Here is a 25,920-nt window from a genome sequence, read left to right on the forward strand (position 1 = left end):
TCCGCGGTTGGCGGCACTAATGCCGCATGCGCCAAGCCTGCCCCGACATTCGATCAATATTCACGTTGCCGTTGCTCCGAGCAACCTCGCCGCGCGACTGGGCATGCGCAAATCCGAACACTCATTTGGCCTCCGCCTTCACCCGGTCGGCAGCGGCGGTCAAAAGGGCGCGATCTCCCTCTTCGTACAAGCGGCGGATGGAGATTGCCTTGACGCGCCAACCTTCCGACGTCCGCACCAGCCGGTGTAGATAGCTGCCGCCGACCGTCCAGAACCGGGAACCGATCCAGTGGGTCGCGCGGACATGGCTGCGTGCAACCGCATGCTTATCCGCGCCTTCGACAATGATGTTGGTGATGAGGTGCTGGGTGGCGTCGAAGCCCGGCAGCAGCGCTTGCCATTGGGCGATCAGGGAGTCGCGGCCGCTGGTCGTGACCTCGCCGCCGAAGAGGCTGGTATAGTCGGTCGTGACACGGGCCGCGAAATAGGATTTGACCCGGTTCCATTCACGCAGATCGGCATAGAGGCCGATCCCGGCAACTGCCTCGGCGATCACGATCCTGTCTTCGACCGTCAGCGCATCTCCCGGAGCGCTCGAGGCGGGCGCCCAGACGGCGGAAATCATCGCGGCTGAAACCGCCGAGGCCAAGACATACCGGCGAGTGACGAGGCTCATTGTCCAGCCTCCCCTGCACCGCCCAGCGTCGCGCGGAAGTGCGCGGCGACGGCATCGCTCGCCGTCTTCACCGGCGCGGCACGATCGTAGAAATCGAATTGGGTGACATTGTCGAGCCACCGCTCCCGCTTGGAACTGGTCAGCCGCGCGTAGAACTTGTGCGCCCCCTGTGGAATGGCAGCCGCCTCGCTATGCACCATCAGAAAAGGCTGGTGCAGGCGCGGAGCAGCCTGGATTGCATCGAACCTCAACCAGCCGCGCCAGAAGGCGGGATCGGCCTCGTTGCGCCAGGCCGGGAGCATGCCGCGATCGGGTTCGGTGTAGTAAGGCACCTCGAACATGACCGCGCGCTCGTCTGTCAAGCTAGCAGCGGGTAGGAATGCCTGTTTGCCGGTGCGGCGATATTCCACCTCGGCCGCATCGCTCGTGGCCTCGAGCCTGGCGACACCGTCCCTTCCGCCATAGGTCTGCTCGACCACTTCGGCATCCTGCAACCAGGGCGCAACGAGGGCGACCGACTTGATCGCGGCGTTTTCGGCCGCAGCGGTGACCATGTAGCCGGAGCTGGCGCAAATGCCGAGCCCGCCGATGCGGTCCTGATCGGTCTCGGGCCGGGTCGCGAGATAGGCGACCGCCGCTTCGATGTCGGCGATCTTGGCGTTAGGATCCTCGTACTGGCGGCGCACGCCGCCGCTTTCGCCCCAGCCCTGGAAGTCGAAGGTCAAGGCGATGAAACCACGGTCAGCCATCTCGCGGGCATAGCGGGCCGGCATCTGTTCCTTTACCGTCATCCAGGCGCCGGTCACGACCAGCGCGGGCCGAAGTTTCGCCGCGTCCAGATCCTCCGGCAGATAGAGCTCGCCGACGATCTGCTCACCGTTCGAGGCGAAAGCGACGCGCTCGATGCGCGGTGCGGCGAAGGCATTGGAGGCGGCGAGCGCCACGGCGGTTGCTGCAGCAAGTGTCAGGGTTTTAAGCATCGCAAGTCTCCTTTGGCTTGGAGTGAGAAGCGCGGCGCGTTGCAAGAAAGACCGCCGTCTCAGCGCTCGCCAGCCAGTCGGCCGGGCAATGGCTTCAGCGGGTAATGCGCCCAGTAAAAGGCGTCCGACCGATACATGTCGGTCAAAAAATTCTGTGCCTCGGCGATCTTGCCGCCCTTGATGCGGAACATCAGCGCATAGAGCTGGTCGATCTCGGGACCTGAGCCGACATTCGACCAGCCGCGATGGACATCGACGACGAGGTCGCCCTGCGCCTGGAAGAAGATCGGCTCGGCCTTGAACTTGCCGCCGGCCAGTCCGCGGAAGAAGGCGACCACCTGATCCGGCCCACGCTTGTCGCCGGCGAGCGGATGATGGCCGGGAATGCGCCACACGATGTCGGCCGCGAGGAAGGGCCGGACGGCCTCAGGATTGCCGGTCGCGTAAGCTGCGTAATAGTCCTTGATGAGCTGGATGTTCCTGTCTTCCAACGGGCCGCCGTTCGCTGGGGCGGCAGACACCGCCAGCAGAGCGCCGGCGGCGAGTGAAGCGAGCCTGGTCATCGGTCCTGTCTCCTTGCCCGTTCGGGCCCTCGCAACAGCGAGGCCCGTTCGTCGAGCCCAACATGACGCCTTTTGTTCACCGGAAAAACCAGTAGAGTTCGACAGGGCTATTTGGAAAAACCTTACAATGCGCCTCGACCAATTCAGCGGCATCGTCGCCTTCGTAAAAGTTGCGGAGGCCAGGAGCTTCACCCGCGCCGCCGCCGAGCTCGGCGTCGCTCCGGCCTCGTTGAGCGAGGCGGTCAAAGGACTTGAGGAGCGCCTGGGGGTGCGGCTGCTCAACCGCACGACCCGCAGCGTTGGCTTGACCGAAGCTGGCGCCCAATACCTCGACCATGTGCGCCCGGCAGCCGAAGACATCTGGGCGGCTGGTGCGGCGCTGCGCGAGACCCGCGATCGTCCTGCCGGCACGCTGCGCCTCAGCCTGCCCTGGATCGCCGCGCCGCTGCTGATCGAGCCACTGATGCGGCCGTTCATGGATGCTTATCCAGAAGTGCGGCTCAATCTGATCTTCGACGACAGCTTCGTCGACATCGCCGCCGAGGGGTTCGATGCCGGCCTGCGCATCGGCGAGCTTCTCGAGAAAGATATGATCGGCGCGCGCCTGGGCGGGCCCCTGCAGATGGTCGTGGTGGGCAGCCCGGACTATCTGGCGCGCAACGGTACGCCGAAGCGGCCGGCCGACCTCGCCGCCCATCGCTGCATCGCATTCGCCCTCACCCGCACCCGCGCGATTTCGCCCTGGGAGTTCACCGTGGATGGACGCGAAGTCGCTTTCACACCGGGCGCATGTCTGGTCGTGAACACGCTTCCGCTGTGCATTACTGCTGCCGCGCAAGGGCTTGGCCTCGCCTTCGCGGTCGAGGGGCTCGCCGCGCCGCTTCTTGCCTCAGGCGCGCTGGTCAAGGTGCTGGAGCCTTTCTGTCCCGCTTACGAGCCGCTCCACCTCTATTATCCCAGCCGCCGCCTGGTACCGCCGAAGCTGCGGACCTTCATCGACTTCGTCCGCGCGAATTCTCACAAGCTGCTGATCTGATGTGGCTTTGCGAGAACCCGGCCCCGTTCAGCCCCAGGCGCCGACCATCTGTCTGGTAGTTGCGTTGAGACGGTTGAATGCATTGATCAGGGCAATCTGGACGACCAGTGCGGCAAGCGCCTTTTCGTCATAGTGCCGGGCGGCTTCATCCCAGACCGCATCCGGCACCGGGTCTGGCCGGTCGGCTAACCGGGTCGCCGCCTCGGTCAGCGCCAGCGCGGCGCGCTCGGCGTCGGTGAAGTAAGGTGTTTCCCGCCAGGCCGACACGGTGAAGACGCGCTCATCCTTTTCACCGGCCTTCTTCAATTCGCGTGCATGCATATCGATACAGACACTGCATCCGTTGATCTGGCTGGCGCGCAAATGGACGAGCTTGCGCGTCACATAGGACAGATCGGCCGTTTCCGTCGACTTGTCCAGCGCGAGCAGCGCCTGCAGAGCGCCAGGAATGACCATCACCGGGTTTTTCAATCGTGCTTGCATAGTGGTCTCCTTCGGGCGTGTTTTCTCATGCCCGGACGACGAACATCCGGGGTCTCGATATTTCTTGGTTCTGTCAGTTCGCCGGCCGCCGCGTTGCGGCAAGGCGAGCGCCGGGATCTTCAGCTTTGCGAGGCAGTCACCCGCTCAAGCCGCTCGAGAATGCGCGGCCAACCGCTTCCCATGCCGATGTAGCCGCGCTCGTCCTCGGACCGGAACCCGGAATGCTCCATGCGCACCCGCGTCGCTTTACCTTCGGGCGTCAACGACCATGTCACCACGGTCTTCAGACCGCTGTCGGATTCGGTGCCGTCGCCCCAGCTGTAGGCGAGCAGGCGTGGCGGCTCGATCTTCAGCACCTCGCAGTTCGTCACGCCGGACCAGCCAGGCACCGGCGTCGCGCGAAAGGTAAAGCGATGGCCTTGCTCAGGCGCAAAGTCGTTCTCCATCAGCCATTCGGCAACCAGATGCGGCACGGTCAGTGCGCGCCATATCTTTTCAGCCGCATGCGGGATCAGACGCTCGACGACAATGGATTTGGTTTCGATTGTGGTTGCTTCAGTCATGACTTGGGACCCGTTGTTTGCGGTTTGGCTGGGCTATTCAACAACGCGCTCTCCATGAGAACCAATAACCCATCAGCTATGAGTTACGTATAACGCTTAAGTTATGAATGTGTCAAGCGGCGGAATGGCAGGCGCGCCCGCAAGCACATTGAGCCCACACTTCCGGCTTTCAAGGCACCGTGCCCGATGCTACCGCTGGCCAGCTGAAATCATCAACGGATCGCCCATGACCGAGACCGAACGCCCTCGCCTGCCGCTGATCGAGATCTGCGTCGAAGGCATAGACGGCCTGCTGGCCGCGCAAGCCGCCGGTGCCGACCGTGTCGAGCTCTGTGCCAGCCTGGTCGAGGGCGGCATCACGCCGAGCTTCGGCACCGTGCGCACGGCGCTTGAATTAGCGACGATCCCGTTCCACGTCATCGTGCGGCCGCGTGGCGGCGATTTTCTCTATAGCGAGGCCGAATATCGTTCGATGCTCGCCGATGTCCGAGCGCTTGCCGAGCTTGGCGTCGCCGGTGTCGTTATCGGCTGCCTCGCTGCCGACGGCACGATCGATGAGCAGCGCATGAGCGAACTGGCGCAGGCAGCGGGGAGCTTGAACGTCACCTGCCACCGCGCCTTCGACATGACCCGCGACCCGACCGAGGCACTGGAATCGCTGATCCGCTGCAAGGTCGGCCGTGTGCTGACCAGCGGCCAGCGCGACACGGCGCTGGAGGGCGCGGACCTGCTCGCCGATCTGGTCAGGCAGGCTGGCGACCGCATCATCATCCTCGGCTGCGGCGGGCTTGACCCGCAGAACATTGCCGAGGTGCGGAGGAAAACCGGGGTGAGCGAAATGCACTTCGCCGCGCTCAAGGACGTGCCGAGCGCCATGCGCTATCGCAACCCGAAAGTCGGTATGGGCGGCACCGACCTCGACCGCGAATACCGCAACACCGTGACCGACGAGGTACTGGTGGCGGCGACCATCGCCGCTGCCCGGGCATGATCCTGGAAGACAGAAGAAAGAAAATGATTGAAACGCGATTGCCGATCGAGCTGGTTTTGCCGCGGGATGAGCCCGCAATCCTCGCGCTCAACAACGAGCACGCTGCGGAATTATCATGGCTCGAACCTGAGCGCCTTTCCTTCCTGCTTGGCGAAGCGTTTTACGCGCGCCGTATCGGTGCACTCGAAGCCTTCATCATGACCTTCGACCAGGACGCAAGCTACGACAGCCCGAATTTCCTGTGGTTTCGCGAGCGCTATCCGCGCTTCGTCTATGTCGATCGCGTCGTGGTCGGCGCCAATGCGCGCGGCCGGGGTCATGCCCGCCGGCTGTACGAGGATCTGTTCGAGCAGGCGTCACGCGCCGGCCAGGCGATCGTCACTTGCGAGGTCAATGCCGAGCCACCCAATCCGGCTTCGGACGCCTTCCACGCGGCACTCGGCTTCATGGAAGTGGGCGACGCGGTAATCCACGGCGGCAAGAAAGCCGTGCGGTATTATCTAAGACGGATCGCCGGCTGAACGGCAGCCGCCTCGCCCTACCAATTGCGGTTCAGCCAGGAGCGGGTCGGCTTTTCGACGATGTAGTAGCTGCACAGAGCGCAAGCGAACGCCGCCGCCAACATCAGCCACGGCGAACTGCCTTGTATGTCGACGAATTGATAAAAGGGCTGCTGCCAAAGATAGAGCGAATACGACCACAGCCCCAGCATCGTCATCGGCCGGGAGGATAGAAACCAGGTCAGATACCAGCTGCTGAAGTCGAGGGAGTTGACGGCGAGGGCCAACAGCGGCACCGCGACCAGATAGTGGATCGGGGTTGGCACGGCAGCCATGAACACTAGAACCGCCACGACAGCGGCCCCCAGGGCGGCATGCGGGCCCTTGAGCAGCGCCGGCAGCCTGTCATCGGCCTTGAGCAGGCATATCACCGCTGACAGCAGGATCGAGGCGATGTGCACGTCGGTGCGCCAATAGGTGGACTCGTAGCCTATTCCGAGCACCCAGTAGGAGATGGCGCCGTTTGCCATGGCCAGCACCGACAATGCGCCGAGCAGCACTATGACCCGGGACCGCCCCGAGACGACGACGCTGATCAGCGCCAGGATGATATAGGCATGCTCTTCGACGCAGAGCGACCAGATATGGTCGAGCGCGCCGGCGCGGGTGACGAGAATTCCGGCGTAGTTGTAAGTGAACGTCAGCGCCGTCAGCGCCGCCTTCCACTTGAAGGCGATGAATGTGCCGGACAAGGCAACCATCGCGGCGACGACGAAAACCATCAGTGCCGGGTAGATGCGGGAGAACCGGCGCTTGAAGAATTTCTTCAGCGGATAGTGTTCGACAAACAGGATCTCGGCCATCAGCCGGCCGCTGAGCACGAAGAAGAATTCGACGCCCAAGACGCCGAGATTGATGCCGGGAACGGGGAAGAAATGGCCGATCAGCACCAGCGCGATCGACAGGCCGCGCCAGCCGTCGAGATAGGCAAGCCTGGTTCTTGCCGAGCTGTCGGCAATAGGCCTGGACACGACAAGACGCGTCGCGGAGATATCCGTCATGCCGGTCCCTTCATTGAACCTGCGAAAGGCGGGCTGGAGGCCGCATTCCCTCCAGCTATATTGCAGCGCACCAGAACTTTGTGCAAGTGCGAGATAACGACACGCCCGAAGTACGGGGACGGACAAAAAGGGCCGTCAAGGCCCCTTCCCAAAACCGACGGTCGGTGGTCTCAGGCGTTGGTGGCAGGCGCTGCGAGCAGGGCCAGCTTATTGCCAAATAGTGTATCGCCATCTTGGCCGGCTAAAGCACAATTATAGCGATTTCCGCGGCGCCTCGCGGCGGGCGTGGCTCATCTGAGATGCAATGCCTTGCCCGGTGATCCAAATCGGCCGAATGTGCCAGGACAGATGCATTGAAACAGAGACACTGCATGACAGGCTTCGTCCTTCCCCTGCCCGCAACCCCGTCGGTGGCCGTCGCCGGCTCACTGGAGCGTTTTGCGGTGCGCCGGATCTTCTGCGTCGGCCGCAACTACGCCGCCCATGCCCGCGAGTTCGGCAATGACGAGCGCGACCCGCCCTTCTTCTTCACCAAGCCGGGTGATGCGGTGGTCGATGCAGCAATCGGATCTGGCACGACGATCCCCTACCCGCCACTGACCCAAAACCTGCATCACGAGATCGAATTGGTCGTCGCGATCGGCAGAGCCGGCTTCCGCATCCCCCGCGAGCGCGCGCTGGACCATGTCTGGGGTTACGGCGTCGGCGTCGACCTGACCCGCCGCGACCTTCAGGACGAAGCGAAGAAGGCGGCACGGCCGTGGGACTGGTCGAAAGCCTTCGACCGTTCCGCCCCTTGTGGCCCGCTGGTCCCGGCGCAAAAATCCGGTCATCCCGAAAAGGGCCGCATCTGGCTCGCCGTCGACGGCGAGATCAGGCAGGACGGCGACCTTGCCGAACTGATCTGGCCGGTTCCCGACATCGTCTCGATTTGCAGCGAGGCGGTAGAGCTTAAACCCGGCGACCTGATCTTCACCGGAACGCCGGCTGGCGTCGGCGCCGTTGGGCCGGGCGAAAAGATCACCGGCGGCGTCGACGGCATCGGCGAAATCGAATTGACGATCGGCCAACCGGACCCATGATCTGATGAGCGACATCGTCCTTCACAACTACTACCGGTCCTCGACGTCTTACCGGGTGCGGATCGCACTGGAGATGAAGGGCCTGACCTACGACTACGTGCCGCATCATTTGCGCCACGGCGAGCATCGGGAGCCCGCCTACCTCGCGGTCAATCCGCAAGGGCTGGTGCCGGCGCTGGTCCTGGGCGACGGCACGCTCCTGACGCAGTCGCTGGCGATCATCGAATTTCTCGACGAGACCACGCCAGAGCCGCCGTTGCTGCCCAAGGATGCACCGGGCCGGGCTCGCGTCAGGATGCTGGCCCAGATGATCGCGTGCGACATCCATCCGGTGAACAATCTGCGCGTGCTGACCTCATTGCGGACGCTGTTCGGCGCCGGCGACCAGGATGTCGCCAACTGGTTCCGGCATTGGGTGAACGAAGGTTTCCAGCCGCTTGAAAAGATTCTGGCTTCGTCCGCCGAGACAAAGACATTCAGCCATGGCGATAAGCCGGGACTGGCCGACATCTGCCTCGTCGCACAGATCACCAGCAATGCCCGTTTCGGCGTTGACATGACGCCCTACCCGACGATCTCGCGCATCAATGCCGCCTGCATGGCGCTGCCGGCGTTCCAGAAGGCCGCGCCGGAAAACCAGATCGATGCCGAGTAAACCGCAAATTGCATGACGTGATGAGGAACTGCCGATGAAAGCCGTCGTCTTCGAAAAATTCGGCGAGGCGCCGACGATCCAGACGGTGCCGGATCCGACGCCTTCGCCGGAAGGCGTCGTCATCAAGGTCGAGGCGACTGGCCTCTGCCGCAGCGACTGGCATGGCTGGATGGGCCACGACGACGGCATCCGCCTGCCGCATGTGCCGGGCCACGAACTGGCCGGCGTCGTGGTCTCCACAGGCAGCCAGGTGACCCGCTGGAAGACCGGCGAGCGCGTCACCGTGCCGTTCGCCGTCGGCTGCGGCCGCTGTTTTGAATGCACCTCGGGCAATCACCAGGTTTGCGAACACCAGTTCCAGCCCGGCTTCACTGCCTGGGGATCGTTCGCCGAATATGTCGCCATCGACCATGCCGACACCAATCTCGTGCGCTTGCCCGACGAGATGGAATTCGCCACCGCCGCCAGCCTCGGCTGCCGCTTCGTCACCTCGTTCCGCGCCATCGTCGACCAGGGCCGAGTGACGCCCGGCGAATGGGTGGCCGTGCATGGCTGCGGCGGCGTCGGCCTGTCGGCGATCATGATCGCCAGCGCCATGGGCGCCAATGTCGTTGCCATCGACCTGACCGACGAGAAGCTGGACTTCGCCAAAACGATCGGCGCGGTGGCGACGATCAACGCGGCAAAGACGCCGAACGTGGTCAAGGCGGTCAAGCAGATCACCAATGGCGGCGCGCATATGTCGATGGACGCGCTCGGCCATCCGACGACGTCGTTCAACTCGATCGCGAACCTGCGCCGGCGCGGCCGCCATGTGCAGGTCGGCCTGATGCTCGGCGAGCATGCCAGGCCGCAGATACCGATGGACAAGGTGATCGCCTTCGAGCTCGAGATCCGCGGCAGCCACGGCATGCAGGCGTTTCGCTACCAGGCGATGATGGAGATGATCCGCACCGGCAAGCTTAAGCCCGAACTGCTGGTCGGCAAGAAGATCAGCCTCGAGGAGGCGCCGGCCGCATTGATGGCGATGGGCGGCTTCGAAGGCATCGGCATCGGCGTGGTGACCCGATTCTAGATCAGCGACCCGAGTCTGGATTAGCGGAGAAAGGCGCAGACCTCCCGCACGCAGGCGCGTAACCAGCGTTGTGCCGGATCGGCATCGAGCCGCGGATGCCAGAGCATCGAGATCGTGACCTCGGCAACATCGACCGGCAACGGAAAGCTGAACATGCCCGTGCGCGCGCCTAGCGTGTGCCGCTCGGGGACGCTGGCGATCAAATCGGAGGCGCGCGCCATGGCGAGCGTGGCCGAGAAGCTGGAAACCATGCACACAACCGTCCGCTGGAGACCCAGCAGTTTCAAGGCCTCGTCGATCGGGCCTTTTTCGCGACCACGCCGCGAAACGCTGATGTGGCGGCCGGCCGCATAGCGTTCCGGCGTCACCGGACCCTCGCTCAGCTCATGGCCCGTTCGCACCGCACCGATGAAGCGGTCGCGAAACAGCGCCTGAATACGCATTTCAGGGCTCGTTTCACCGGCAACCCCGATTTCGAGATCAATCCCTGCGTCGCGCAGCGACATGTCGTTCCTGTCGGATTTCGGCGCAAAACGCAGCCGCACGCCAGGCGCATTCGCTTCGATACGGGCGACGAGACGCGGCGCGAATTCCTCGACGAAGCTTTCATTGGCGCGCAGCGTAAAAACCCTGTCGAGACCTGAGAGGTCGAGGAGCCTGGCGGGAAGCAGGAGCGCTTCGGCTTCCTGGACGACTCGGCCTGCCTGCTGCTGCAATTCCTGCGCGCGCGGTGTCGCAACCAGGCCACGGCCAGCCCGGACCAGCAATGGATCGCCTGTCGCTTGGCGCAGCCGCGCCAGCGTCCGGCTCATCGCCGACGGACTGAGGTGCAGCCGCGCGGCAGCGCGGGCGACGCTGCCCTCGCTCAGCAGCACATCGAGGGCGACAAGCAGATTGAGATCGGGTGACGACATGGAAGGACCATAACACAGCTCAGCCGTGATGTGGCGTTTCATGCACGAATAAGATGCAAATGCTGCGCCTTTCGCCACATCAAGCAGGGGAATAGCTTCCGACAGCTCCGGTTTTGGGGGCTTGCCGGCAGAGGAGTTCACCGTGGCATCGACCGCTGAAAAGAGCTGGGCTGAAAAGGCCGGGGCTGAAAAGATCGGGAATGAAACGGCCCCGGTGAGCGTCCGCTCGGCCCGATGGGCGTTGGCCAGCCTGTCGCTTTCAACGCTGCTGTCGTCGCTCGCCACCAGCATCGCCAGCGTCGGGCTGCCATCGCTGATGCAGGCATTCGGCGCATCGTTCCAGCTCGTGCAATGGGTCGTTCTTGCCTATCTGCTCGCCATCACCACCTTGATCGTCAGCGCCGGGCGACTCGCCGATATGTTCGGCCGCCGCCCGCTATTGCTCCGCGGCATTGGCCTGTTCACCTTCGCATCGGTGCTTTGCGGGCTCGCGCCGACGCTCTGGCTGCTGATTGCCGCAAGGGCGGCACAGGGGCTCGGCGCGGCCGTCATGATGGCTCTGACGCTGGCCTTGATCGCCGACACGGTCCCCCGGGAAAAAACCGGCAGCGCCATGGGCCTGCTCGGCGCCATGTCCGCGATCGGCACCACGCTTGGCCCCTCGCTTGGCGGACTGCTGATCGCCGGCCTCGGCTGGCGAGCGATCTTCCTCATCAATCTGCCGTTGGGGGCGCTGGCCTTCGCGCTCGCCTATCGCGTCCTGCCGGCTGGAAAAAAGTCAGCGGAACGAGATCGGCGCGATTTCGACGGCATCGGCACGGCCTTGCTCGCGCTGACGCTAGCCGCCTATGCGCTCGCCATGACCCTTGGGCGCGGCAGTTTTGGTTCTCTCAATGTCGGCTTGCTGGTTGCCGCCGCCGTGGGTGGCCTGCTGTTCGTCATTGCGCAGACAAGGGTCGAGAACCCTTTGATCCAGCCTGCCAGGTTCCGCGATAGCGCCTTGAACGCAAGCCTCGCCATGAACCTGATCGTCGCCACCGTGATGATGGCGACGCTGGTGGTCGCGCCATTCTATCTGTCGCGCGCGCTTGGGCTGGACGCAGCCATGGTCGGGCTGGTTCTGTCGACCGGCCCTCTGGTTACGGCCTTGGCGGCGCTGCCGGCCGGACGCCTGGTCGATCGTTTCGGAGCGCACCGGATGATGATCGTTGGTCTGCTCGATCTCGCTATTGGTAGCTTTGCTCTGTCACAGGCGGAATTTGGCATTGCCGGCTATGTCGTGCCAATCATCATCGTCTGCACCGGCTATAGCTTGTTTCAGACCGCCAACAATTCGGCCGTGATGACGGGCGTCGCATCCGACCAGCGCGGCGTCGTCTCCGGAGTGCTCAACCTGTCGCGCAATCTCGGCCTGATCACCGGTGCGTCGGTGATGGGCGCGGTGTTTGCCTTCGCATCGGCTGGCGGAAACGAAGGCACCGGTCGGCAGGTATTAGCATCTGCGGCAGCCGCACGCGGCATGCAGGTCACTTTCCAGGTCGCGACGGCCCTGGTGGTGGCGGCTTTGATCATTGCGATTATTTCTGGTCGCCGCGGCCAGCGCGCTTAGCTGAGCCGCCAGCGACGAACTCCAGCATCAGTTCAGCAGCCCTGAGCGCATGCGTCTCCAGAAGGAAATGGCCTGCGTCGAAGACGTGGGCCTCCATCCGGGGAAGATCCATAAGCCACGATTGAACCTCTGCAATGTCGAAGAAGGCATCGTGGCGACCCCAAAGAAGCATCGCTCGGGGCTGATACTTCGCCAGATAACCAGCCACCTCCCCGAACCGGTCGACATATCGGCCGTAGTCGGCAATGAGCGCCTTCTGCAGATCAAGTCGTCCCGGCAGGCACATGACCCGCCAGTCTTCAATCCAATTACCTGGATCGATCTGCGCCGCGATCTCGGCTGGCAAGCCGGCGACATACTGGTCGCGGGTTCCCTCGAGGGTGAGATGGGCGGTGGCGGCTTGCTCGTTCGCCGCATTCGGCTCAGCCCAGAAGTCCAATGTGTCTGCCCATTGCGGACCAAAGCCAGAGCGGTGGGCATTGGCATTCTGGATGATAAGGCCTTCGACGAGTTCCGGAACGCGTATGGCGAGATGAAGCGCGACCGGGGCTCCGAAATCATGCAAATAGAGGAACCTGCGGCCAACGTTGAGACGCGAGAGCAGCTCTTCAATCGCGCTGGCCAGCATGTCGAACGACGGCTCGGGCGGCAGATCGGACGCGCCGAAGCCCGGCAGGTCAGGCGCCACGACATAGACGCTGCCGCAAAGCGGCGCGATCACGTCGCGAAACGTCCGCGACGAGCTAGGAAAGCCGTGCAGCAGGACGAGCGCGGTTTTGGAAGCATCACCGGCCGTCCGGACGGCCACCTCGCCGCCCGAGGACAAGCGTATCTTCTGCACCCCAGGCACCAAATCGTCCCTTTTTCCTCCACGCCGATGCATCACGCTGGCCGATTCGGCGCCTCGGAGACATCGTTCCGCCAGGTCGGCAGCTCCTGGTATCAATTGGACGCGATTGTATCGAGTTCAAGAGTGCGCCGGCGCACCTATCTCGCATATCTCTTGGCGCCGACGACGCAAAGCACGACGGCGGCGGTGACGGCGATCATGGCGGGACTGACCTGCTCATGCAGCAGCGCTGCCGCCAGCCCAAGGCCGAAGAAAGGCTGCAGCAGTTGCAGCTGCCCGACCGCGGCGATGCCGCCTTGCGCCAGGCCGCGATACCAGAACACGAAACCGATCAGCATGCTGAACAGCGACACATACGCCAAACCTATCCACGCGCCCCTGCCGGCACTTTCGAGCGACGGCGGCATGGTGATGAACGTCAGCGCCAGCATGACCGGCAGCGACAGCACCAGCGCCCACGAGATCACCTGCCAGCCGCCGAGCTTGCGCGACAGCGCCGCTCCTTCGGCATAGCCCAATCCGCACACGATGATGGCGGCCAGCATCAAGATGTCGCCGAGCGGCGAGACCGAGAGGCCTTGCGTCACTGCAAAACCGGCAACAAGGGCGCTGCCGAGACACGAGAACAGCCAGAACGCCGGTTTCGGGCGATCACCGCCTCGAACCACGCCGAAGATCGCGGTCGCCAACGGCAACAGGCCGACGAAAATGATCGAGTGAGCCGAATTGATGTGCTTGAGCGCCAGCGCCGTCAGCAGGGGAAAGCCGACCACGACGCCAAGCGCGACGATCGCCAGCGAGAACAGATCTTGCGGCTCCGGTCGCTTCTGGCGAAAAACGAGCAGCAGCGCGAGGCCGAGAATGCCCGCCGAAGCCGCACGGGCGACCGTCACGAACACCGGATCGAAATCCATCACCGCCACGCGCGTCGCCGGAAGCGAACCGCTGAAGATCAGCACGCCTATGAACCCGTTGACCCAGCCGCTCGCCGCCCAGCTACTCGCCGCCCCACCACTCACCGCCTTGTCCATCGATGCCCCGCTCGTTTCGCCCTCTATCGGGCCGGGCGTATGGCTCCGCCAGAGACAATGAGGTACAGTTCGACAAAACCGTCATGGTAGGCTGAGCAGTACGGATGGACGAGCAGACGACAACAGATGAGGGCAGCCGGACGCTTGTCGAAATCGTCATGGCGACGATCAGGCACAGGATCGCCGCGCGCAGCCTGACACCGGGAATGCGGCTGCCTTCGATCCGGGCTTTCGCCAAGGCCATGCAGGTTTCCAAATCCACCGTGGTCGAAGCCTATGAGCGTCTTGCGGCGGAAGGCATGATCCGCTCGCGGCCAGGCTCGGGTTTCTATGCCGCCGGATCGCTGGCTCCGCTGTCACTGGCCGAGATCGGCCCCAGGCTTGACCGTGCCGTCGACCCGCTGTGGGTCTCGCGCCAATCGCTGGAAGCTGGCGACAATGTGCTCAAACCCGGTTGCGGCTGGTTGCCGGCCGCATGGATGCCCGAGGCCGGATTGCGCCGCGCACTGCGGACCATGGCCCGCGCCGACGATGCCGCGCTGACGGATTACGGCACGCCGCTCGGCTTGCCGGCGCTGCGCCATCTGCTGGCGCGGCGCATGGCCGAGCACGGTATCGAAGCCTCCCCGGACCAGATCGTGCTGACGGAATCGGGCACCCAGGCGATCGACCTGCTGTGTAGGTTTCTGCTCGAACCGGGTGACACCGTGTTGGTCGACGATCCCTGCTATTTCAACTTCCATGCCCTGTTGCGCGCCCATCGGGCCAAGGTGATCAGCGTTCCCTACACACGCTCGGGGCCGGACATCGAGCTGTTCGCGCAAGCGCTGAACGACCACCGGCCGCGCCTCTACATCACCAATTCCGCGCTCCACAATCCGACCGGCGCGATATTGTCGCCCGTCGCCGCCCATCGGCTGCTGAAGCTCGCCGACCAGTCGGGGCTGACGATTATCGAGGACGATATCTTCGCCGATTTCGAACATACGCCCGCGCCCCGGCTGGCGGCCTTCGACGGTCTCAGCCGGGTCATCCATATCGGAAGCTTCTCCAAGACGCTTTCGGCATCGGTGCGCTGCGGCTTCATCGCCGCTCCTCGCGACTGGATGGAAGGATTGACCGATCTCAAGATCGCCACGTCCTTTGGCAGCGGGCGGCTTGCATCCGAACTGGTGCTGACGCTGCTGAAGGACGGCCTCTATCGCAAGCACGTCGATCTGCTGCGCGCGCGGCTCTCGCGCGCCGTGGAAGAAACCAGCGCCCGCCTGAAGGCCATCGGCATCGTGCCATGGATAGATCAGCCGGCCGGCATGTTTTTGTGGTGCAGGCTGCCGGAGGGGATAGATGCCGCGGATGTCGCCCGTCACGCTTTGTCGGCCAACGTCGTGCTTGCGCCCGGCAATGCGTTCAGCCTGTCTCGGTCGGCCAGCCGTTTCATGCGCTTCAACGTCGCCCAGTCCGGAGACGACCGGATTTTCAGGGCGCTTGAACAGGCGATGTCGCGCTGATTTGCACCGCCGCACGCCTGTCTGAGCCCGTGTCCTCGGAGACTGTTTCGAAATTCGCTCTGGCGAGTCATATGGTGGTGGTTTCGAGAACCGGAGCGCAGCGGACATTTAGGTCCGTGAGCACCGGCCTACGCCGGCCGTAGCCTTAACTGCCACGACCGCTGATCAGTGCTTCGGCCGGCGAAGGCCGGAAGCGCAGAAAACGCGATCAGATGGCCGCCAGAGTAGAGTTTCCAAACGGTCTCTCAGGTGCCGGCCCGCTTGCGGCGTGCGTAGAGCATGACGAGCGTCTCGGCGGTCAGCGCCGGCCTCTGCTCGCCTTCGATCTCGACGGTATTGGAAGCCTTCATCAGATATTGCCCCGGGCCTTTGTCTTCCATCGACAACAGCGTGGTGCGCAGCCTGATTCGCGAGCCGACCCTGACTGGCGCCACGAAACGCACTTTGTCGAAACCGTAGTTGAAAGCGGCCTGCGTGTTTTCGGGTACGATGCCCATCTCAAGCGCCAGCGCGCCGATGATCGACAGGGTCAGATAGCCATGCGCGATCGTGGTGCGAAACGGGCTTTGCCGCTTCGCCCGCTCGGGATCGACATGGATCCATTGATGATCGCCCGTGCATTCGGCAAACTGGTCGATGCGGTGCTGATCGACCAGCGTCCAGTCCGAGACGCCTAATTCCTGCCCGGCCATCGCCCTGAGTTGCTCGAAGGTCGGCGGCGTCGTGGGCCGTATCTGCGTCATTCCTGCTTTCCCGATCGCTTGCCTGTTCCGGACCACGACGGGCCGCCCCTGTCAATTCGCCAGTGCGATTCCAGCCCATAATCTTCGGCCGCGAACCGCCAGTCTTCGCCGCCGGCAAGCGTGCTGCTGGGGAACAGCTTATTTCTTGTCGTGGCCGGCGCGGATCTCCTCCATCGCCTCCTTGATGCGGCTGCGCAGGATTTCGATGGATTCGGTGCCGGACGCCCTCGCCAGTTCGGCCATCTCGCCGGCATTCTTCAGCGCGGTCTCGAAGGATCTCCTGGCGAACGCCGCCTGCTTCTGCATCATTTCCTGGGGATTGCCGGGCGCCCTGTAGTTTTGTGCCATGTCGGTGATTTCGCGCAGCGTGTCCTGTAGCATCTCGCGTTGCCTGGACAACAGCGCCGACGCTCCGGCGGCACTCGCCCTGGCCGACTTCTCCAGCGCTTCCAGGTTCTTGGCGTGGTGGGCGAGGATCGCCTCGACATCGACATTCGGCAGCTTCAGGTCGCGGCCGAACTTGCCGAACATGTCGATAAAGGACTCGGAATCCGGTCGTTTTGCCATGCTGGTACTCTCCCCCTGTTGCCGTGAACGCCGCCACTGCACGGAAGATAGTGCAGCGAAGCTCAGCGGTCCATTCGGACGAGGTCAGCCGACGAGAAACAGCCGTTCGGCGGTGTAGAGCACGAGCCCGGCAAGGCCACCGATGATCATGCCGTTGAAGCGGATATATTGCAGGTCCTTGCCGATGTTCATCTCGATCAGCCTTGTCAGTTGCGCGAGGTCCCAGCGCTTGACCTGGTCGGCGATGAATTTGGACACGCCGCTCTTCTGGCTTTCGACGAAGGATGCCAGCGCCACGATGAACCCCTGGTTCATGTCGGCCCTGATCTGCGCGTCGTCGGCAAGATGGCGGCCGACCTCGACGAACATGGTGGCGAGATGGTCGCGGATCATCGAATTCGGCGCCTTGGCGTCCTGCTCGATGAACAGCCGCAGGCTCTCCCACATGTCGCCGGCCAGAGCGCTGAGTTCCGGCCGGGCGAGGAAATCTCGCTTCAGCTTTTCGGCGCGCCTGGCATATTGTTTGGATGTCCTCAGCCGCTCGACGAAAGTCGCGACGAAAAGGTCGAATTCGGCGCGCATTGGATGGTGCGGATCGGCGCGCACTTCATCGAGCAGCGAGCCGGCCGACGCAACGATCTTCTTCAACAGATAGGCGTCGGCGCGAAACAGGTTGAACAGCGACGGCAGTTCCTCGCGGATCTTCTCGCGCATCGTCGCCAGCGCCTGCTCGTCGCTCAAGAAGCGGCCGACCACCTTGGTGAACTCGTCGAATAGTTTCTGGTGGCGGCGATCGTCAGTCAGCGCCGACAGCAACTCGGCGGCGAGCGGCGCCAGCGGCACCTTTTCGATCTGCTCCAGCATACGGCTGGTGACGAAGCCGCGCAGTCCGGATTGCTCGACCGCCGCCAGCGTCTGCGGCACCAGCCGGCCGACAAAACGCGACAGGTCGGCGGCGCGGTTCGGGTCGGCCAGCCAGTCCGCGACCAGCGCGGAAAAATCGACTTCGGCGAGCTTTTCGCGCACCGGCTCCGGCGCCAGGAAATTGACCTCGATGAAGCGGCCGAGATTGTCGGCGATTCGGTTCTGGTTCTCCGGGATGATAGCCGTATGCGGGATCGGCAGGCCGAGTGGCCGCCGAAACAGCGCTACCACCGCATACCAGTCGGCCAGCCCGCCGATCGTCGCCGCCTCGGCGAAAGCGGCAACAAAGCCCAACCACGCATGCCGGCTCTCGAACGATTTCGCCGCCGCAAAGATCAGCACGCAAAACGCAAGTGCTGCGGTGGCAGCGAACTTGGTGCGCCTGAGCGCCGAAAGCTTGGCATCGGCGTCGGTGTCGAACCGGGCGAACGCGACGGATGCAAGAACCGGGGCTGGTCGTGACATGGTGGGCCGCTCCTGATCGATCATGCGAACTTATCTAATGTCGCTTCCCACAGAAAGCGCGCCGCTGATCCCGGTGCGCGCAATCGCGCATGCAAACTTGACGCCTGAATTCATCTATTATGCAGCGCCAGTCTGGAATTGTTCCAAACTATAGGCCATATTGACGCCAACCACTGCTATGTGAGGACACAATGCGGCTTACCCGTCAGACCAACTACGCCATGCGCATTCTGATGTATTGCGCCGCCAATACCGAACGGCTGAGCCGCATCCCCGAGATCGCCGCCGCCTATTCGGTATCGGAACTTTTCCTGTTCAAGATCCTGCAGCCACTGGTCGAAAACGGCTTGATCGAAACGGTGCGCGGCAGGAATGGCGGCGTCAGGCTCGGTCGCGCGGCCGAAACGATCAGCCTGTTTGATGTCGTGCGGGTGACGGAGGAAAGCTTTGCCATGGCCGAGTGCTTCGAGAACGACGCCGCCGAATGCCCGCTGGTCGACAGCTGCGCCTTGAATTCGGCATTGCGCGAAGCGCTCAACGCCTTCTTCGCCGTGCTGTCGCGCTACACGATCGCCGATCTGGTGGCGGCGCGCCCGAATGTGCGACACCTGCTCGGCATCGACATGCTGGTGCAACGGGCGCCGGCCGCCTGATTTTTCTGATTGCCTAAGCTGCCGATTGCGGCAAAACGAACGGCATGTTTCCTGCCGGCAACACACCGACCTTCAGCCGGCAATCGAAGACCTTTTCGATCAGCTCGTCGCTGAGTACCTGTTGCGGCGAACCTGTAGCGGCGAGCCTGCCGCGATGCATGACGAAAATCCGGTCGGCATACATCGCCGTCAAATTGAGGTCGTGCAGGATGGCGACCACGCCGCCGCCCCGTCTGGCGAAATCACGCGCGATGTCCATGATGATCAGCTGGTGTTTGATGTCGAGGCTGGACACCGGCTCATCGAGGAACAAATAGCGCGGCTTGCCGTCGAGCACCGGCGCCCAGACCTGGCAGAGTACGCGGGCAAGCTGCACGCGCTGCTGCTCGCCGCCGGACAATTCCTGGTAGAAGCGGCCGGCAAAACCGTCGAGGTCGACGCGCGCCAGCGCGCGTTCGGGCAGGCGCTGGTCCTCGCCGGGCAGCGCGCCGGAGCGCCCGCCGACCAGGCCCAGCCTGACGATCTCACGCACAGTGAACGGGAAGGACAGCGTCGTCGCCTGCGGCAGCACCGCGCGCACCGTCGCCGCCTCGACCGGCTTCATCGCCGATAGATTGCGGCCGTTGATGGTGACCTCTCCCGAATAGCCAAGATCGCCGGACAGTGCTCTGAGGAAGGTCGTCTTGCCCGAACCGTTGGGGCCGACAATGGCCGCGATTTCGCCCGGCCGCGCCTCGAAATCGACATTGGCGACAATGCGCTTGCCGCCGATCGCCACCGAGACATCGCGCGCTTCGATCATAGGCAAACTTTCACAGGTCGATGACGCCGCGCTTGCGCAGCAGGATCCACAGGAAGAACGGGGCACCGGCGACCGCAGTGACGATCCCAATCGGCAATTCGGCCGGGGCAACGATGGTGCGGGCAACGGCGTCGGCCAACGGCAGCAGCGCGGCGCCGAGCAGCGCCGATGCCGGCAGCAGGTAACGGTTGTCGGGGCCGATCAGCAGGCGCAGCAAATGCGGCACGACAATGCCGACAAAACCGATGCCGCCGCTGACGGCGACCGACGCGCCGACCGCTGCCGAGACGCCGACGATCGCGGTGTATTTCAGCCGCTGCACCGGAATGCCGAGATGGCCGGCCGTCGCCTCGCCAAGCGCCAGCGCGTTGAGGCCGCGCGCCAGGAACGGCATTGCCGCCAGCGCCAGCACGATGATCGGCCCGACGGAGCCGATTTTTTGCCAGGTTGCGCCGCCCAGCGAGCCGAGCTGCCAAAAGGTCAGGTCGCGCAATTGCCGGTCGTCGGCCATGAAGATCAGGATGCCGGTCAGCGCCATGGCAAGCGCCGCCAGCGCGATGCCGGCGAGCAGCATGGTGGCGACCGAGGTCCGGCCTTGCCGTGTCGCGACCTGATAGAGCAGCAATGTCGTCGCCAGCCCGCCGCAGAACGCAGCCAGCGGCAGAGCCAGCGTGCCGAGCGCCGAGGTCAGCGGCGCCAGCATGGTTGAGCCAAGCACGATGACGGCGACCGCACCGAGGCTCGATCCCGCCGAAACGCCGATCAGGCCGGGGTCGGCCAGCGGATTGCGGAACAGCCCCTGCATGACGGCACCGGAGACGGCAAGCGATGCGCCGATCAGTACGCCCAGAATGACGCGTGGCAGACGGATGTCATGGATGATCAGGTGGTCGCGGGCGCTCAATGCCGTGTCGCCGGGCAACGCGCCGAACAGCCAGTCGTGCATGACGCCGATGGCCGAGGCATCGGATGCGCCGGAGGTCAGCGACAACAGCACGGCGATAGCCAGCCCGACGCAGAGCAGCACGATGACGAGGCGGGCGCGCCGCGAACGGTCACCCTCGGCTGCCGTCGCCATGATGCCCGCCGCACCAGCGATCGAATGATCGGCCATCGCGCTCAATCCGTGACCTGGCCGCCATAGAGCGAGACGGCGAGATCGTGGATAGCGTCGGCCGTGCGCGGGCCGAAGCCGAGCAGATAGCCGCCGTCCATGCGGATCAGCTTGCGGGCGGCACCCGCCGGCGTCGAAGCCACGACAGGGTTCGAAAACAATTCGTCATCCGCGGTGGCCGGTCCGGCATTGTTCATCATCAGGATCACGTCCGGCCTGGCGGTGATGACTGCCTCGTCCGACAATTGCTTGTAGCCGGCAAAGCCGTCGATGGCATTGATGCCGCCCGCAAGCTTGATGATGCCGTCGGCTGCGGTGTCGCTGCCGGCGGCAAGCAGCTTGCCGCCCTGCATCGACAGCACGAACAGGATGCGCTTGCGCTCCTTGATCGAGGCGGTCTGCTTTTCGGCTGCCTTCAGCTTGGCGTCGATCTGGGCTGCCAGCGCATCGGCCTTGGCCTCGACGCCGAGCGCCTTGCCGACTATGTGGATCTTTTCCAGAATGCCTTGATTATCATAGCGCTCGGGCATCTCGATGAACGGGATGCTCGATTTCTTCAGCACGTCGACGGCTTCCTTCGGTCCGCTTCCGTGCAGGGCCAATATGCCCGACGGATTGACCGACAGCACACCCTCCGGCGACAGCTGGCGCATGTAGCCGACATCCGGCAGTTCCGCCGCCGCTTGCGGATAGCGGCTGGTCGAATCGCGCGCGACAAGGCGATCCTGTTCGCCGAGCGCGTAGACGATCTCGGTGATCGAGCCGCCGATGGCCACGATCCTCGAGCGGTCGGCAAAAGTCGCGATGCCTTCGGCGGCCTGAGCCGGCATCAGCACGGCGAACGCCAGGAAAACAGCGGCCGCAGGACCAAGCGCCGACCTGGAGACCAGCCTGGAGAAAAGAACCATCATCGTTTCCTCAGGCTGCGGTCGGGCTTGGGATACGCGGCAGGTTTTCGGCCAGAAAGCGCCAGTCTTCGCGCTCGCTTTCGCCCTCATGCCGCTTACCGAAGAACTGGATGATCATCTTGCCGTCGGTGCCATAGACTTCGAGCGACGTGACATGGCCGTCCTTGGTCGGCTTACGCACGGCCCAGACCTCATCGATGTGGTCGGTCCGCAGGTGCAGATGGAAGGTCTCGTCGAGCACATTGAGCCATGGTCCCATCGGCTTGATCGAGGCGACGGGGCCGGAATGGATCTGGATGCAGCCGCGATTGCCGACAAAGCACATGATCGGCATGGCGCCAGCGGCGGCGTGGTTGAACATGGCGCTCACCGCATCGTTATCGACCAGCCAGGCATAATCCTGGCCGACCAAGCGCACCGCCTGCCGGCGGCTGAGCTTCAGTGTCTTCAGCATGCCGAAGAACTGATGCACGTCGGTTAGTTGGCTCCAGCGGTCGCGCAGATCCTCGACGCTGGCCGAATTGTCCGCAGTCTCGATCTCGTCGTCAGCCGCGCCCGCTGAAATCGCCACCGTCGGTTCCTGGTTCGGAGATTCCAGCCCTGCCACCAGCTTCTGATAGGCATAGAGGTTGGATGCGGGTCTGAGATGCACCTTGTGCATCGCCTCGCCTGCGGCGTCGAAGAACTGCAGGCTGCGACGGATGTCGGCGCCGTCGCGCTTTTCCACCGCAAAGCCGTGCGCCCAGACTTTCGGGAAGATGCGCAGGTCGATGTTTTCGCCGAGCACCATGGCATTGTGATTGCCGGTGACGACCTTGTCGTAGACGCCGATCTTCTCGTGCACCGCGCTTTCGTTGCGGGTCAGCGCCATCACCTCACCGACAGCTTCGAGACCAGTCAAAAGGTCGTTGACACGCGGCTCGACCCGCACGACCCCGTCGCCGCAATGCGCGGCGACCAGTTCGGCCTCCGAAATACCGAGTTGGGCGGCGAGGTCGCGCTCGCGCATTTTCGGATTGTCTACCCGTGCCCGTCGGATCTCGTGCGGGGCGGGTTTTACGCGCTGGTCCATTTCCACCACCTACTTGTTGAGGATGAGCTTGCCCTGCCGGGTGATCTTCAGCCGATACAGCGCACCGTGATGTTCGATGCCGATCTCGTGCTCGCCCTGGAACAGCGTGTTGCTGGACAGCGTTCTCACGGCCGATTGGACCCGTTCGAAACGGACGGAATTTTCGTCGGAACGGCGGACGCGATAGCGAAAGTCGCTGGGATTGTGCGTGTTCATGGGTTCGCTCCCTGTTCTGTGCCGGGCATCTGGCTCGGCGCCTGCGTGAAATGCCGATTCAATTCTTGACTCGAATGGTCATGTTATCTAGCAGTGCAATACCGGAGTAAATGAGTCAACATTTAAGACGCCGGACGCGATGAAAAATGCCAGCGAGCCCCAAGCCAGCCAGCATCGAACATGGATTCTTGGAGTTGCAGCATGGGGTTGGCGAATTGGGGACGGCCGGCGGGCAGCGGCCTGGCACACTGTTTTATGACAAGCAAAATGGCCGCGTTGCTGGCCGGCGCGGCGGCGATCCCGCTGCTCGCCGCACCGGCCGGCGCCCAGCAGGCTGCCCAACCGGCAGCCGACCAGCAGCAGACTGACCCGTCTCAACCGCCAGAACAGGCAAAGCCCGCCCCGGCGGGTGCCACGCTGCTCGACAGGATCCTGATCCTCAGCCGCACCGGCGAGACGGCGATCGAGTCGCTTGCTTCAGCCAGCCATGTCGACGAGGAACAGCTAGAGCGCCGCATGGCGACGACGCCCAACGACATGCTGTTCGGTGTGCCGGGTGTCGCCGTCCAGGCCGACGCAAGGCGTGTCAGCTCCAGCATCAACATCCGCGGCCTGCAGGACTTCGGCCGCGTCTCCGTCATCGTCGACGGTGCCCGCCAGAATTTCCAGCGCTCGGATCACGGCACGCAATCGACCTTCTACATCGATCCCGAATTGATCAAATCCGTCGACGTGATCCGCGGTCCGGTCGCCAATACCTACGGCTCCGGGGCGATCGGCGGCGTCGTCTTTTTCGATACCAAGGATGCTCAGGATTTCCTCAAGCCCGACGAGACCTGGGCGGCATCCGCGACCGGGCGTTACGAAACCAACGGTGAAGGCTGGACCACCAGCGCCACCGGCGCCTACCGGATAAACGAGAACTGGGACGTGCTCGGCAACATCGTCTACCGCGACTATGACGACTACAAGCATGGCGGCGGCGACACTGTAGCGGGCACTGGCTTCGACGTCTTGAGCGGCCTCCTCAAGACGACCATCCGCCCCAGCGAAAACAGCGAGCTGAAGCTCGGTTGGATCGGCTCGAACGACGAATGGACCGAGACCAGCGGCAGCGCGCCGGTGAACGACGCCGACCTGAAGGCGAATACCTTCACGGCCCGCTACAACATCACCGACGAAGACAAGAGCTGGCTCGATCTCCACATCAACGCCTCTTACAACAAGACCAAGCTCGATCTGACGACCCTTGTCGCGCAAAACCGGTTTGATCCGATCACCGGTCTGCCCGTGGTTTTGCCGGCGGGTTCGAAATCGATGTTCGACATCGGCACCTCCGGCATCGACATCTGGAACACGTCGAGATTCGAGACCGTTGGGATCGCGCATGAGCTGACCTATGGGGGCGACTGGGTTGGCGACGATGTCGAGACAGGCGGCACGGCGGGCGGCGACAGTTTCTACACGCCCTCGGGCGATAGAAACGTCTCCGGCGCATACGTCCAGGACAAGCTCACCTGGGACTGGCTCGAGGTCATCGCCGGGCTGCGTTACGACAGCTACAAGCTAGACAGCGATGTCGGCGAAACCTCTGGCGACCGGCTGTCGCCACGCATCACAGTGGGCATTTCGCCCTTCGAAAGCGCCAGCCTTTCCGGCCTGCAATTCTACGGCACTTACGCAGAAGGCTACCGTTCCCCTTCGCTATCGGAGACCCTGATCAGCGGCAATCATCCGGCAGGCGTCAGCTTCCCGTTCCTCCCCAATCCCAATCTCAAGCCCGAAACCGGCAAGACCATGGAGTTTGGCGTCAACTACAGCACCAACGGCGTCATCGAGGCCGACGACGCGCTGCGGCTGAAGGCGGCCTATTTCAACAACAATGTCGACGATTACATCGACGGCGTGACGCTATCGGCGTTCGACCCGACCAGCGGCTGCCCGTTCGGTCCGGGCATCCCGATCTGCTTCCAGTATCAGAATTTCGCCAAGGCCAAGATCCACGGCTTCGAGATGGAGGGCGTCTATGACGCAGCCTGGGGCTTTGCCGGGCTTTCGGCGTCGTTCACCGATGGCCACACGATTTCCTATGAAGGCGAGCGGGCGGACCTTGTCACCGTCCCCTCCTCCCAGGTCACCGGGCAACTCGGCTTTCGCTTCCTCGAGGACAGGCTGACTGTCGGCGGCGAGGTGCAATACAACGGCAAGCCGCAGGGCAACGCGGTGGCCAAGGACTATACGCTGGTCAATGCCTTCGCCAGCTACCAGGCGACCGACAATTTCAAGGTCGATTTCCGCGCCGACAATCTGTTCGACGTCAAATACGCCAACCCACTGAACGCGTCGACCACGAGTATCGTCTACGAGCCCGGCGTCACCCTGACGCTGGCGGCGACCATGCGGTTTGGAGGCTGACGATGAGGCAAGGCGTGACAGCATCCCTTCGTCTGTTGGCCGCGGCGGTGGCTATGTCGCTTGCGGCGGCTCCGGCATGGACACAGCAGCAAGCGCCGGCGCTGATCCTCGAGCTGAACGGCGCGCAGCCATCCGACAAGGGCTGCCGCCTAACCTTCGTGGTCACCAACAATCTCGGCGCCGGTCTTTCCAAGGCGGCGTTCGAGATCGCGTTGTTCAACGAGGCCGGCGTCGTCGACCGGCTGACCGTGCTCGATTTCAAGGAGCTGCCTGCAGGCAAGACCAAGGTGACGCGTTTCGACCTTGCCGGCACCGATTGCGGCAAGGTCAGCCGCGTGTTGATCAACAGCGCCACGGAATGCGCCGGCGCCGAGCCGAATGCCTGCATGCGCGGGCTGAAGACGCAGACCAGGACCGGCATCGCCTTCGGGGTCTGAATTTGGGACTGGAACCGGCATTCGCGC

28 protein-coding genes are annotated in these 25,920 nt (G+C 63.6%); 11 read left to right on the forward strand and 17 right to left on the reverse strand.

The features are described from left to right. Positions 1 to 121 precede the first annotated feature (121 nt). The 3 genes from NKG95_RS20100 to NKG95_RS20110 are packed head-to-tail and all read right to left on the reverse strand — an operon-like array spanning position 122 to position 2,219. Positions 122 to 676 carry a nuclear transport factor 2 family protein gene (locus NKG95_RS20100; protein WP_353042133.1) on the reverse strand — a complete coding sequence of 185 codons (555 nt, stop codon included), beginning with the start codon at positions 674 to 676 and terminating at the stop codon, positions 122 to 124. Then, the gene (locus NKG95_RS20105; protein WP_353042135.1) at positions 673 to 1,656 is read right to left on the reverse strand and encodes an alpha/beta hydrolase; all 984 of its coding nucleotides are present in this window, start codon (positions 1,654 to 1,656) and stop codon (positions 673 to 675) included. The genes NKG95_RS20100 and NKG95_RS20105 overlap by 4 nt, the downstream gene beginning before the upstream one ends. Before the next feature lie 59 nt (positions 1,657 to 1,715). Next, positions 1,716 to 2,219 (reverse strand): nuclear transport factor 2 family protein, encoded by a 504-nt coding sequence (locus NKG95_RS20110; protein WP_353042137.1) that lies wholly within the window; start codon positions 2,217 to 2,219, stop codon positions 1,716 to 1,718. 127 nt (positions 2,220 to 2,346) lie between these two features. On the opposite strand from NKG95_RS20110, the gene NKG95_RS20115 reads away from it, so the two are divergent. Continuing rightward, positions 2,347 to 3,255, forward strand: coding sequence for a LysR family transcriptional regulator (locus tag NKG95_RS20115; RefSeq protein WP_353042139.1), 909 nt, complete (start codon positions 2,347 to 2,349; stop codon positions 3,253 to 3,255). 27 nt (positions 3,256 to 3,282) lie between these two features. Here NKG95_RS20115 and NKG95_RS20120 read toward each other — a convergent pair whose 3' ends face one another. Next, positions 3,283 to 3,738 carry a carboxymuconolactone decarboxylase family protein gene (locus NKG95_RS20120; RefSeq protein ID WP_353042141.1) on the reverse strand — a complete coding sequence of 152 codons (456 nt, stop codon included), beginning with the start codon at positions 3,736 to 3,738 and terminating at the stop codon, positions 3,283 to 3,285. A gap of 119 nt (positions 3,739 to 3,857) precedes the next feature. Beyond that, a complete protein-coding gene (locus tag NKG95_RS20125) occupies positions 3,858 to 4,301 on the reverse strand; it encodes an SRPBCC family protein (protein WP_352861503.1) in 444 nt (147 codons plus the stop codon). 226 nt (positions 4,302 to 4,527) lie between these two features. Between NKG95_RS20125 and NKG95_RS20130 the strand changes: the two genes are divergently transcribed. Then, complete coding sequence (locus tag NKG95_RS20130) at positions 4,528 to 5,292, forward strand: copper homeostasis protein CutC (protein WP_023720023.1); 765 nt, start codon at positions 4,528 to 4,530, stop codon at positions 5,290 to 5,292. 23 nt (positions 5,293 to 5,315) lie between these two features. Beyond that, positions 5,316 to 5,813, forward strand: coding sequence for a GNAT family N-acetyltransferase (locus NKG95_RS20135; RefSeq protein WP_023720022.1), 498 nt, complete (start codon positions 5,316 to 5,318; stop codon positions 5,811 to 5,813). Between the two features lie 17 nt (positions 5,814 to 5,830). On the opposite strand, the gene NKG95_RS20140 is transcribed toward NKG95_RS20135, so the two are convergent. Continuing rightward, on the reverse strand, positions 5,831 to 6,853 hold the full coding sequence (locus NKG95_RS20140; protein ID WP_353042143.1) for an acyltransferase family protein: 1,023 nt from the start codon (positions 6,851 to 6,853) through the stop codon (positions 5,831 to 5,833). Positions 6,854 to 7,224: 371 nt separating this feature from the next. On the opposite strand from NKG95_RS20140, the gene NKG95_RS20145 reads away from it, so the two are divergent. Genes NKG95_RS20145 through NKG95_RS20155 form a run of 3 tightly spaced genes read left to right on the forward strand, consistent with a single transcriptional unit; the run spans position 7,225 to position 9,665 of the window. Then, entirely contained in the window at positions 7,225 to 7,935 is a 711-nt protein-coding gene (locus NKG95_RS20145) for a fumarylacetoacetate hydrolase family protein (RefSeq protein WP_353018598.1), read from the forward strand. 4 nt (positions 7,936 to 7,939) lie between these two features. Continuing rightward, positions 7,940 to 8,590, forward strand: a complete 651-nt coding sequence (maiA, locus tag NKG95_RS20150; RefSeq protein ID WP_352844289.1) for a maleylacetoacetate isomerase — start codon at positions 7,940 to 7,942, stop codon at positions 8,588 to 8,590. Positions 8,591 to 8,624: 34 nt separating this feature from the next. Next, on the forward strand, positions 8,625 to 9,665 hold the full coding sequence (locus NKG95_RS20155) for a zinc-dependent alcohol dehydrogenase family protein (protein WP_352844291.1): 1,041 nt from the start codon (positions 8,625 to 8,627) through the stop codon (positions 9,663 to 9,665). Between the two features lie 20 nt (positions 9,666 to 9,685). On the opposite strand, the gene NKG95_RS20160 is transcribed toward NKG95_RS20155, so the two are convergent. Continuing rightward, entirely contained in the window at positions 9,686 to 10,579 is an 894-nt protein-coding gene (locus tag NKG95_RS20160; protein ID WP_352844293.1) for a LysR family transcriptional regulator, read from the reverse strand. A gap of 193 nt (positions 10,580 to 10,772) precedes the next feature. Between NKG95_RS20160 and NKG95_RS20165 the strand changes: the two genes are divergently transcribed. Continuing rightward, on the forward strand, positions 10,773 to 12,188 hold the full coding sequence (locus NKG95_RS20165; protein ID WP_353042240.1) for an MFS transporter: 1,416 nt from the start codon (positions 10,773 to 10,775) through the stop codon (positions 12,186 to 12,188). On the opposite strand, the gene NKG95_RS20170 is transcribed toward NKG95_RS20165, so the two are convergent. Together NKG95_RS20170 and NKG95_RS20175 are read right to left on the reverse strand one after the other, a co-directional pair. Then, on the reverse strand, positions 12,157 to 13,071 hold the full coding sequence (locus NKG95_RS20170; RefSeq protein WP_353042242.1) for an alpha/beta fold hydrolase: 915 nt from the start codon (positions 13,069 to 13,071) through the stop codon (positions 12,157 to 12,159). The genes NKG95_RS20165 and NKG95_RS20170 overlap by 32 nt on opposite strands. 104 nt (positions 13,072 to 13,175) lie before the next feature. Next, a complete protein-coding gene (locus NKG95_RS20175) occupies positions 13,176 to 14,069 on the reverse strand; it encodes a DMT family transporter (RefSeq protein WP_353042145.1) in 894 nt (297 codons plus the stop codon). A gap of 104 nt (positions 14,070 to 14,173) precedes the next feature. Here NKG95_RS20175 and NKG95_RS20180 point away from each other — a divergent pair, with 104 nt between their 5' ends. Continuing rightward, positions 14,174 to 15,577, forward strand: a complete 1,404-nt coding sequence (locus NKG95_RS20180) for an aminotransferase-like domain-containing protein (RefSeq protein WP_353042147.1) — start codon at positions 14,174 to 14,176, stop codon at positions 15,575 to 15,577. Between the two features lie 245 nt (positions 15,578 to 15,822). On the opposite strand, the gene NKG95_RS20185 is transcribed toward NKG95_RS20180, so the two are convergent. The 3 genes from NKG95_RS20185 to NKG95_RS20195 form a co-directional block, all read right to left on the reverse strand. Further along, positions 15,823 to 16,320: a MaoC family dehydratase gene (locus tag NKG95_RS20185; protein ID WP_023720013.1), complete on the reverse strand. Its 498-nt coding sequence runs from the start codon at positions 16,318 to 16,320 to the stop codon at positions 15,823 to 15,825. A 138-nt stretch (positions 16,321 to 16,458) separates the two neighbouring features. Beyond that, the gene (locus tag NKG95_RS20190; RefSeq protein ID WP_023720012.1) at positions 16,459 to 16,887 is read right to left on the reverse strand and encodes a phasin family protein; all 429 of its coding nucleotides are present in this window, start codon (positions 16,885 to 16,887) and stop codon (positions 16,459 to 16,461) included. Positions 16,888 to 16,971: 84 nt separating this feature from the next. Beyond that, a complete protein-coding gene (locus NKG95_RS20195) occupies positions 16,972 to 18,276 on the reverse strand; it encodes a DUF445 domain-containing protein (protein WP_023720011.1) in 1,305 nt (434 codons plus the stop codon). Between the two features lie 191 nt (positions 18,277 to 18,467). On the opposite strand from NKG95_RS20195, the gene rirA reads away from it, so the two are divergent. After that, positions 18,468 to 18,929, forward strand: coding sequence for an iron-responsive transcriptional regulator RirA (rirA, locus tag NKG95_RS20200; RefSeq protein ID WP_023720010.1), 462 nt, complete (start codon positions 18,468 to 18,470; stop codon positions 18,927 to 18,929). A gap of 13 nt (positions 18,930 to 18,942) precedes the next feature. On the opposite strand, the gene NKG95_RS20205 is transcribed toward rirA, so the two are convergent. Genes NKG95_RS20205 through hemP form a run of 5 tightly spaced genes read right to left on the reverse strand, consistent with a single transcriptional unit; the run spans position 18,943 to position 23,041 of the window. Then, positions 18,943 to 19,731: a heme ABC transporter ATP-binding protein gene (locus NKG95_RS20205; protein ID WP_023720009.1), complete on the reverse strand. Its 789-nt coding sequence runs from the start codon at positions 19,729 to 19,731 to the stop codon at positions 18,943 to 18,945. A gap of 10 nt (positions 19,732 to 19,741) precedes the next feature. Then, the gene (locus tag NKG95_RS20210; RefSeq protein ID WP_353042149.1) at positions 19,742 to 20,845 is read right to left on the reverse strand and encodes a FecCD family ABC transporter permease; all 1,104 of its coding nucleotides are present in this window, start codon (positions 20,843 to 20,845) and stop codon (positions 19,742 to 19,744) included. 5 nt (positions 20,846 to 20,850) lie between these two features. Beyond that, complete coding sequence (locus NKG95_RS20215) at positions 20,851 to 21,753, reverse strand: heme/hemin ABC transporter substrate-binding protein (protein ID WP_352861528.1); 903 nt, start codon at positions 21,751 to 21,753, stop codon at positions 20,851 to 20,853. Between the two features lie 10 nt (positions 21,754 to 21,763). Next, a complete protein-coding gene (locus NKG95_RS20220) occupies positions 21,764 to 22,825 on the reverse strand; it encodes a hemin-degrading factor (RefSeq protein ID WP_353042151.1) in 1,062 nt (353 codons plus the stop codon). Positions 22,826 to 22,834: 9 nt separating this feature from the next. Further along, the gene (gene hemP / locus NKG95_RS20225; RefSeq protein WP_023720005.1) at positions 22,835 to 23,041 is read right to left on the reverse strand and encodes a hemin uptake protein HemP; all 207 of its coding nucleotides are present in this window, start codon (positions 23,039 to 23,041) and stop codon (positions 22,835 to 22,837) included. 201 nt (positions 23,042 to 23,242) lie between these two features. On the opposite strand from hemP, the gene NKG95_RS20230 reads away from it, so the two are divergent. Both NKG95_RS20230 and NKG95_RS20235 read left to right on the forward strand, forming a co-directional pair. Next, positions 23,243 to 25,456 (forward strand): TonB-dependent hemoglobin/transferrin/lactoferrin family receptor, encoded by a 2,214-nt coding sequence (locus NKG95_RS20230; protein ID WP_502913971.1) that lies wholly within the window; start codon positions 23,243 to 23,245, stop codon positions 25,454 to 25,456. 2 nt (positions 25,457 to 25,458) lie between these two features. Further along, positions 25,459 to 25,893, forward strand: a complete 435-nt coding sequence (locus NKG95_RS20235) for a hypothetical protein (RefSeq protein ID WP_031194295.1) — start codon at positions 25,459 to 25,461, stop codon at positions 25,891 to 25,893. Positions 25,894 to 25,920 lie beyond the last annotated feature (27 nt).

The organism is Mesorhizobium sp. M1423 (genome assembly GCF_040317575.1).
Classification (GTDB): Bacteria; Pseudomonadota; Alphaproteobacteria; order Rhizobiales; family Rhizobiaceae; genus Mesorhizobium.

Coding starts and splice junctions, on each gene's coding strand:
- NKG95_RS20100 (WP_353042133.1), bottom strand. CDS start 676: ATGAGCCTCGTCACTCGCCGGTATGTCTTGGCCTCGGCGGTTTCAGCC.
- NKG95_RS20105 (WP_353042135.1), bottom strand. CDS start 1,656: ATGCTTAAAACCCTGACACTTGCTGCAGCAACCGCCGTGGCGCTCGCC.
- NKG95_RS20110 (WP_353042137.1), bottom strand. CDS start 2,219: ATGACCAGGCTCGCTTCACTCGCCGCCGGCGCTCTGCTGGCGGTGTCT.
- NKG95_RS20115 (WP_353042139.1), top strand. CDS start 2,347: ATGCGCCTCGACCAATTCAGCGGCATCGTCGCCTTCGTAAAAGTTGCG.
- NKG95_RS20120 (WP_353042141.1), bottom strand. CDS start 3,738: ATGCAAGCACGATTGAAAAACCCGGTGATGGTCATTCCTGGCGCTCTG.
- NKG95_RS20125 (WP_352861503.1), bottom strand. CDS start 4,301: ATGACTGAAGCAACCACAATCGAAACCAAATCCATTGTCGTCGAGCGT.
- NKG95_RS20130 (WP_023720023.1), top strand. CDS start 4,528: ATGACCGAGACCGAACGCCCTCGCCTGCCGCTGATCGAGATCTGCGTC.
- NKG95_RS20135 (WP_023720022.1), top strand. CDS start 5,316: ATGATTGAAACGCGATTGCCGATCGAGCTGGTTTTGCCGCGGGATGAG.
- NKG95_RS20140 (WP_353042143.1), bottom strand. CDS start 6,853: ATGACGGATATCTCCGCGACGCGTCTTGTCGTGTCCAGGCCTATTGCC.
- NKG95_RS20145 (WP_353018598.1), top strand. CDS start 7,225: ATGACAGGCTTCGTCCTTCCCCTGCCCGCAACCCCGTCGGTGGCCGTC.
- maiA (WP_352844289.1), top strand. CDS start 7,940: ATGAGCGACATCGTCCTTCACAACTACTACCGGTCCTCGACGTCTTAC.
- NKG95_RS20155 (WP_352844291.1), top strand. CDS start 8,625: ATGAAAGCCGTCGTCTTCGAAAAATTCGGCGAGGCGCCGACGATCCAG.
- NKG95_RS20160 (WP_352844293.1), bottom strand. CDS start 10,579: ATGTCGTCACCCGATCTCAATCTGCTTGTCGCCCTCGATGTGCTGCTG.
- NKG95_RS20170 (WP_353042242.1), bottom strand. CDS start 13,071: ATGCATCGGCGTGGAGGAAAAAGGGACGATTTGGTGCCTGGGGTGCAG.
- NKG95_RS20175 (WP_353042145.1), bottom strand. CDS start 14,069: ATGGACAAGGCGGTGAGTGGTGGGGCGGCGAGTAGCTGGGCGGCGAGC.
- NKG95_RS20180 (WP_353042147.1), top strand. CDS start 14,174: ATGGACGAGCAGACGACAACAGATGAGGGCAGCCGGACGCTTGTCGAA.
- NKG95_RS20185 (WP_023720013.1), bottom strand. CDS start 16,320: ATGACGCAGATACGGCCCACGACGCCGCCGACCTTCGAGCAACTCAGG.
- NKG95_RS20190 (WP_023720012.1), bottom strand. CDS start 16,887: ATGGCAAAACGACCGGATTCCGAGTCCTTTATCGACATGTTCGGCAAG.
- NKG95_RS20195 (WP_023720011.1), bottom strand. CDS start 18,276: ATGTCACGACCAGCCCCGGTTCTTGCATCCGTCGCGTTCGCCCGGTTC.
- rirA (WP_023720010.1), top strand. CDS start 18,468: ATGCGGCTTACCCGTCAGACCAACTACGCCATGCGCATTCTGATGTAT.
- NKG95_RS20205 (WP_023720009.1), bottom strand. CDS start 19,731: ATGATCGAAGCGCGCGATGTCTCGGTGGCGATCGGCGGCAAGCGCATT.
- NKG95_RS20210 (WP_353042149.1), bottom strand. CDS start 20,845: ATGGCCGATCATTCGATCGCTGGTGCGGCGGGCATCATGGCGACGGCA.
- NKG95_RS20215 (WP_352861528.1), bottom strand. CDS start 21,753: ATGGTTCTTTTCTCCAGGCTGGTCTCCAGGTCGGCGCTTGGTCCTGCG.
- NKG95_RS20220 (WP_353042151.1), bottom strand. CDS start 22,825: ATGGACCAGCGCGTAAAACCCGCCCCGCACGAGATCCGACGGGCACGG.
- hemP (WP_023720005.1), bottom strand. CDS start 23,041: ATGAACACGCACAATCCCAGCGACTTTCGCTATCGCGTCCGCCGTTCC.
- NKG95_RS20230 (WP_502913971.1), top strand. CDS start 23,243: ATGGGGTTGGCGAATTGGGGACGGCCGGCGGGCAGCGGCCTGGCACAC.
- NKG95_RS20235 (WP_031194295.1), top strand. CDS start 25,459: ATGAGGCAAGGCGTGACAGCATCCCTTCGTCTGTTGGCCGCGGCGGTG.